Source organism: Dyella sp. (assembly GCF_036568765.1).
In the GTDB taxonomy this organism is placed as follows: domain Bacteria; phylum Pseudomonadota; class Gammaproteobacteria; order Xanthomonadales; family Rhodanobacteraceae; genus GSA-30.
In genome coordinates this window covers 1-4287 of record NZ_DATCRY010000262.1, presented here as the reverse complement: position 1 = coordinate 4287, position 4287 = coordinate 1, and the positions used below count along the sequence as shown (strand labels likewise).

Below are 4287 nucleotides of genomic sequence, written 5' to 3'. Positions count from 1 at the left end.
AAACCTGTCAATGACTTGGACACAGCGAAAACGGATCCTATCGTTGTGGGAGCGACTTCAGTCGCGACAAGGACTTGCGATAAGGCACGATCGTCGCGACGAAAGTCGCTCCCACAGAAGAGCCAGTTCTTAGAGGTTCCCGATAGCCGCACCTTCGTTGGCCAGTTCCTTCGATCTCGCCAATAGTTCCATCGCCTTGTCGTTCACGCTAAGCCTTGAACAAATTCGAGAACACCTGGCTGTCCTGATCCGCACTCACCATCGACCACGATGAAAGATGTGCGAGCAGATTGATCTGCGTCGCCGTCAAGTGCGTCGCGAGGGTGTTGTAGTGCGGGAACTTATGCTTCGCCACTTCGTCAGCGACGATCTGCTTGACTGGCTGATTGTTTGCGAACAGAGCGGTCCAGTCGCTTGCATAGTTAAGATAGACCCACACGATGGTCATCGGCGTGCTGCCGGCGGGTACGCCGAACCAGGCATTGGCTTGCACGATCAATGGCTGCGATAAAATCGCCGGTTGCGTCGATGGTGCGCCGTCCTTCTTCGCAGCTTCCCACAAACCTGTCAGGAGCGCGGTAAATTCGCTGCTGGCGAAGACCTGGTTGTAAGCATAGATCTGATCTTCCTGGCTGGCGTTACCGGCCGAATACGGTCGGTAGCCATGACTCGGATGATAGGGCTGGTAGCCAAACAGCGGCGGGATGGCCTCATCGACAATGATATTCGTGCCGGCAATCCATCCGCCTTTTCCGTCCGAAATACCATGCTTGCCGATCGCCAGCGGCGTATCCGAGTTGACGCAGACAATGGCGCTATCGATGTCGGTAAAAGCAAGCAGGCTGGCAAGGCCGGTGTTCTCGAGGCTGCCACCGTCAGCGAAGTTGTTTGCGTTCGCATTGGGCGCGGGCGCGGCAACGGACCATGACGGATAGGCCGGCACCAGGGTTTGGATATCCGGGAAGGAAATAGCAGTCGCGAAGGCAGGGGCATCGAGCGAGTGGCGCGCGACAAGCGTCAGCGTCGTGTCGTGCAGCTCGAAGGGAAGGTGATGCTTGATCCAATCGATGATCTCGGCCTCCTTTTCCTTGAGCCACAGCTTGAACTCATGAGGGAACTGCTCCCATTGCTTGAGCTGATTCTTCACCTTTTCCGCGAAGGCGGCACTGCTGGTGCCCATGATATCGGTGAGCGACCACTGTCGCGTCTGTGTCACTTCTGCGGTGTCGCCCGATTGCGACACGAACGAAGAATTGTAGGCAAACGACTGCACGCCGCCGCCGCCCACTTTTTGACTATTCGCATCGGTGGCATTGGCCGGTGCCCCCACGATACCGGTCATCAGCCCATTGGCTTGTACCGGCACCAACATATCGAACGGAATATCCTTGGCCTTGACGAGCATGCTCATATTGCACAAATGCAATGGTCGTTGCGTGCGCGATGTATCGACCTGATCGGCAAACAGGTAGGCCGTTTCCATCGCCAAGCTGCCGTTCGCATCGGTGATGGCTTTGAGCGAAGCGGCAGTAGCCGAGAAAGTATCTTTGGGCTGTCCGCCGTCGAGATTCATTTGAAGAAGGCCATAGGAGTCGAGGATGTTCAGGCTCATGACCATCTGCCACAGCATGTTGGCCGGAAGTGGCTGGCTGGGTGTCAGCTTCAAAAAGGTCTCGTAGAGCAATAACGCCGTGCCGGCGATGCCTTCCAGCGAGAACAAGAAAGAAGTCATGGGAATGCCGGCATTGCCTTCGGGCAGGGTTTGCAGATCCTGCACCGTGAGGGTGCCTTGATCGGCATCGTAGGCACCCAGATAAGCCGCATCCTTCGGCCCGGCCGCAGGCATGTATTGATATGGCACGCCGAGCCACGATCCACCCGAGACAGTCGACATCGCCTTGATCTGTCCTAGCAGGCTGTTGCCGTTGGCTTGCAACATCGCCAGCGCGCGAAGCTGCCCCATGCCGGCACAGCAGGCACGCGTACCCCCACCGGAAAGGCACAAGCCGACATTGCCCGGCGTGTTGGCGGGCCTGTATAGCTGATCGATCGTCAGGGGCGGGGTCGCGAATACGGAGGCATTGAGGGAAGGCGTGGTCATGCGTCTCTCCATCTAGGGGACTGCAGTGAGTGGGCGTGATAATCGGAATAAAACGCGGCTATTGAAACGCTGACTGTCACACGTCGCTGCCGGGGCGATGCATCGAGCGATCCATAACTATATTCATTGCGCCATGTCATTGCATAGGGCGATGAAATAAAAGTTTGATTACAGCAATTTCGAGGCGTGTCGAATAACGTGTCCCACTTTTTGCGTGAGGGGCGCGCCGCAATGTCTCGTGCGCAACAAGCTATGGCGTCAGCTTGACCACCATCAAATAAAATACGGCAATAAATCCAAAAAACGCCGGTATACCCAGAGCGATCCATACATAGAAGTAGCGCCAATATGCGGCCGGAAGCGATACTCCCTTTTCCGCTGACGCGATAGCTAAATCACGCAGCCTTATCTGTATCCAGACAACTGGGATCCAGCACGCCACCGCGATGGCATAAAGCCAGACCGACCACGTCAGCCACGGCGCGGATAGCGGAAGATGGCTGAGATGAAGCATGTAGAGACCGCTCAATGGCTGGAAAACCACCGTTGTGGCGGTAAACAGCCAGTCGGCAATGACGACCATGCGTGCCACCGTGGCAATGGCCCGGACATCTCGGGTGAGGGTGGTAGTCAGTAGATAGAATGCGCTGCCGATACCGGTGCCGAACAGCAGCGTCGACGACAGTACGTGCAGCCATTTAGTAATCAGGTAGTCGATGGTCGTGGTTCCCGCGTCAGGAGCAGCAGGGTCAATGCGGCTATGGGAATGTTCTTCAGCAGAGGCGCGAACGGGTACAACCAGTCGCCAGGTGCGGCAATCGAAGCCAATACAGTGTAGCCAGCCATCGCTGCAAGCTGAAGAACATAGGCCAGGCGGCGGGTGCGCCGCAAGAGGAGCGCCGCGCCAAGAGCCACGTCAAGGACACCGCCGGCGTAAACACAGCCGAGCGCCATCGGGGCGCTGAAGCCAAGCCGCTCCACAAGCGCCACACTGTTGCCAATGGGATAAATGCCCAGCGATAGGCATCCCGTTGCGATCCATAGCAGCACAAGCGACCAACGTGCCACGGGCTCCATCCACGTCCACGATGCGCGTGAGCGGAGGTCCGCCACGTCTTCGGGCGCGACGAATTGCTCGGGAGGACGCTGAGGATAGCCAAGCAGCCGCTGCATGACGCTGCCGTCGGCGGGCCTGGCTTGTGCAAGCATGTCCTGTGCGTTCTGGTCCAGCCATGGGTTTCGGCTCAACCGGCCGCAGAGCTTCAGCAGGCGGGGTGGCAGTGTGGATGTGCGTAGGGGTCGGTCGAACACGCTCTTGCGCAGGGTACGAAGATAGTCGCGCAGCTGCACTGGGCGAGTCCCCACCGCAGGAATGCGACGCGGGAGATCGGCCGCATCGGCCGTTAGGACGCGCAGAAGCAGCGCCACCAGGTCGTTCACATGTATCGGCTGGACGAGTTGCGTGCCGCCCTCGGGAAGCGGCAACCACGGCGAGGCGGCCATGGCGATCAACGCCCTGGTACTAGCGCCGTTCCGTCCGAACACCAGAGAGGGGAGCACGACGATGCCGTCCGGTGACATGCGCAGCAGCCCTTCGTCGGCTGCCCATTTCGTGCGCAGGAAGGTTGTAGGCGCATCGGGCGTGGCGCCCCATGCGGATATCTGCACGATACGCCGGACCCCAGCTTGGACACTGGCTTGAAACAACGCCAAGGGCGTACCTGTGTGTACAGCTTCGAAGCTGGTGCTCCCGTGTTCGTTGAAGATGCCGGCTGCATTGACTACGGCGTCCACCCCATGGACCAGTGGCAGCCAGTCGGCGGGGTGCGTCGCACGCGCAAAATCCATCGAATGAACACGTCGATCTGCCATGTCGGCGTGTCTGCTTCGCTGTACATGTATGACATCGAATCCCTGCCGATGCAGCGCCTCGCACAGCGCGTGGCCGATCAGGCCGGATGCACCGGTGACCAGGATGCGCCGCCGCGTACCTACGTGCGCGGAAGCGCAGGGCATGACGCCCAGGTTTGAAGGCATGGCCAGACTCCGTATCTCACCGGGATTGGCCCGGTTATTGTCATCCATATCGGCGGCGGGCGCGAATCAAGTGGCGTGACGATGCCCATTCCGGGTAGATTGAAGACTCTTTCGGGTTACCTCGCATCGGGCGACGTCCATGATTATCT

The 4287-nt window shown here is 58.8% G+C and carries 3 protein-coding genes; all 3 read right to left on the bottom strand.

Features of this window, described 5'->3' with window-relative positions; all coding sequences use genetic code 11:
* Positions 1-208: 208 nt before the first annotated feature.
* The 3 genes from VIM98_RS17175 to VIM98_RS17165 all read right to left on the bottom strand — a co-directional run bounded on the left by VIM98_RS17175 (position 209) and on the right by VIM98_RS17165 (position 4138).
* Entirely contained in the window at positions 209-2101 is a 1893-nt protein-coding gene (locus VIM98_RS17175) for a hypothetical protein (protein ID WP_331994334.1), read from the bottom strand.
* 250 nt (positions 2102-2351) lie between these two features.
* The gene (locus VIM98_RS17170; protein ID WP_331994335.1) at positions 2352-2795 is read right to left on the bottom strand and encodes a DUF2269 domain-containing protein; all 444 of its coding nucleotides are present in this window, start codon (positions 2793-2795) and stop codon (positions 2352-2354) included.
* A gap of 11 nt (positions 2796-2806) precedes the next feature.
* On the bottom strand, positions 2807-4138 hold the full coding sequence (locus VIM98_RS17165) for an SDR family oxidoreductase (RefSeq protein WP_331994333.1): 1332 nt from the start codon (positions 4136-4138) through the stop codon (positions 2807-2809).
* Positions 4139-4287 lie beyond the last annotated feature (149 nt).